Below are 2,166 nucleotides of genomic sequence, written 5' to 3'. Positions count from 1 at the left end.
GCCACCACCGAGTCCCAGCGAGACCATATCGGAACTGGTGCGGGCGTCGGCAAAGGTCTACCGTTCGACCGCAGGGTTGCCGGGCGAACGCGTTCGAGACGGGGGTTCGAACTGCCCGGCACCCGCTTATAAATTGACGAGCAAAGCGGTGGCGCGCCTCCGAGCGCCCGACAGGGCGCGAGGAGCACCGCGCGAGGGAGTCGACCGGTCGGAGCGAAGCGGAGACCGGTCGACGAGGCTGGGGAGGCGTGAGGCTGCGGTGCGGGGCTGTGCGGGGCGGGACTCGAAGGGGCAGCCGGGAGAACGAAGCACGCTGTAGCAAGCACCGCAGGAACGAGCGGAGCGAGTGACGAGGAGCGCAGCAAAGCGCGCGATTTCTCCCGGCTGGGGCTTCGGCGGTCATGATCACGGTGCCAGCCGCGACGCGAGCGGGTCACGTCCCGTCTGTACGACGTAATACCCGTAGAATGTCAGAGACAGAAACCCGATCAACAGCGAGAGTGCGCCGAGGAGCCCGATTGGCCGAGGGAAGGAGACGAGGGTGCCCTGTTCGAGCCCGAGCACGACTCGGCAGCCGAACCAGAGGACGAACCCGGAGAGGAAGTACCGCCTCGCGCGGTTGGTTTCGGTCACTCTGTCTACGATCGAGAGGAGGCAGATCCCGAACAGCGGGATCAACAGCGAGATCACGTTCCCCTGACCGCCCAACCACGCTATCATCGAGCGAGAATCGCTGCGCCACGGAAATGTGTCTTCGGGTCGTCGTCTCGTCGAAGAGGGTACAGTCGCGTCACTCCGCGCGTCATTAATACGTCTGCGACGCTAACGACGGTACATGACAAACACCGAGACTGCGACGGTCGGCGGCGGCTGCTTCTGGTGTGTCGAGGCGGCGTTCAAGGAACTCGACGGCGTCGAGAGCGTCACCTCCGGGTACGCCGGCGGCCACGCCGAGGACCCGAGCTACCGCGAGGTCTGTTCCGGCAACACCGGCCACGCCGAGGTCGTTCAGGTCGAGTACGACCACGACGCGCTCTCCTACGAGGACATTCTGGAGGTCTTCTTCACCGTCCACGACCCGACGCAGCTCAACCGGCAGGGTCCCGACGTCGGCAGCCAGTACCGCTCTATCGTCCTGACCCACGACGACGACCAGCACGAGGCGGCGACGCGGTACGTCGAGGCGCTCGACGAGGAGGGCGGCTACGACGACGACGTGGTCACCGAGGTCGAGCCGCTGGAGACGTTCTACCGCGCCGAGGAGAAGCATCAGGACTACTTCGAGAAGAACCCGGCCGACGCCTACTGTACGATGCACGCCCAGCCGAAGGTCGACAAGGTCCGCGAGCGGTTCCGCGAGAAGGTCACGGCGTAGAGATCGACAGGGCAAATCCTACTTTTCGGCCGGTGTTGGCGACGAGAGCGGACTCGTCACTGGTCCGGCGAACACCACCGAAGCCCCAGTCGCGAGGACAGCGCACGCTCGCTGTGCGCCTCACTCGGTCGCTTCGCTCCCTCGTTGCGGTGCTTGCGTCGCCTGCGCTGTCCTCGCGACTGCCCCTTCGAGTCCCGCCCCACACAGCACCGCAGCCTCACGCCTCCCCAACCTCGCGGCTCCCTCCGGTCGCCGCGTCCCTCGCGCGGTGCTCCTCACGGTCGCCGATGGCGACCGCTCGGAGGCACGCGCCACAGCACCGCAGAAAGACGTTTTCGGCTTTTTCGCGTTGACTGACCGCCGAGGGTCCGGACTTGGATGCGTTCCGTTCCGCGGCGCACCTCCCGCCACAACCTATTCCCTCCCGCCAACCGAACCCTCCGCCGATGAAGATCGGTCTCATCTCGGACGTCCACGCGAACCTCCCGGCGCTGGAGACGGTCCTCGACGACATGCCCGCGGTCGACCGGATCTACTGCGCGGGCGACGTGGTCGGCTACAACCCGTGGCCCGCCGAGTGCGTCGAGCGCGTGCGCGAGATCGCGACCGCGACGGTCCGCGGGAACCACGACCGGACCGTCGAGACGCCCGAGCGCTACCCGCGCCAACCGGATGGCCGAGGCGGGCCTCGAACACGCGAAGGCGTCGCTGTCCGACGAGCAGCGCGAGTGGGTCGGCGGCCTCCCGCGGACCGAGACGATCGCGGGCGACCGCTACCTGCTCGTTCACTC

General features: G+C 67.1%; 2 protein-coding genes and 1 pseudogene. 2 read left to right on the top strand and 1 reads right to left on the bottom strand.

All coding sequences use genetic code 11. The annotated features are described in order from the left end of the window. Positions 1–405 precede the first annotated feature (405 nt). Entirely contained in the window at positions 406–720 is a 315-nt protein-coding gene (locus BN903_RS08795; RefSeq protein WP_048077385.1) for a hypothetical protein, read from the bottom strand. 115 nt (positions 721–835) lie between these two features. Between BN903_RS08795 and msrA the strand changes: the two genes are divergently transcribed. Both msrA and BN903_RS08785 read left to right on the top strand, forming a co-directional pair. Continuing rightward, positions 836–1,375 (top strand): peptide-methionine (S)-S-oxide reductase MsrA, encoded by a 540-nt coding sequence (gene msrA / locus BN903_RS08790; protein WP_048077384.1) that lies wholly within the window; start codon positions 836–838, stop codon positions 1,373–1,375. A gap of 446 nt (positions 1,376–1,821) precedes the next feature. Then, a pseudogene (locus tag BN903_RS08785) lies at positions 1,822–2,166 on the top strand (metallophosphoesterase family protein); the annotation flags it as partial.

This window comes from Halorubrum sp. AJ67 (assembly GCF_000513435.1).
The sequence above is the reverse complement of the archived record's forward strand: the minus strand, read 5'-3'. Positions and strand labels throughout refer to the sequence as shown.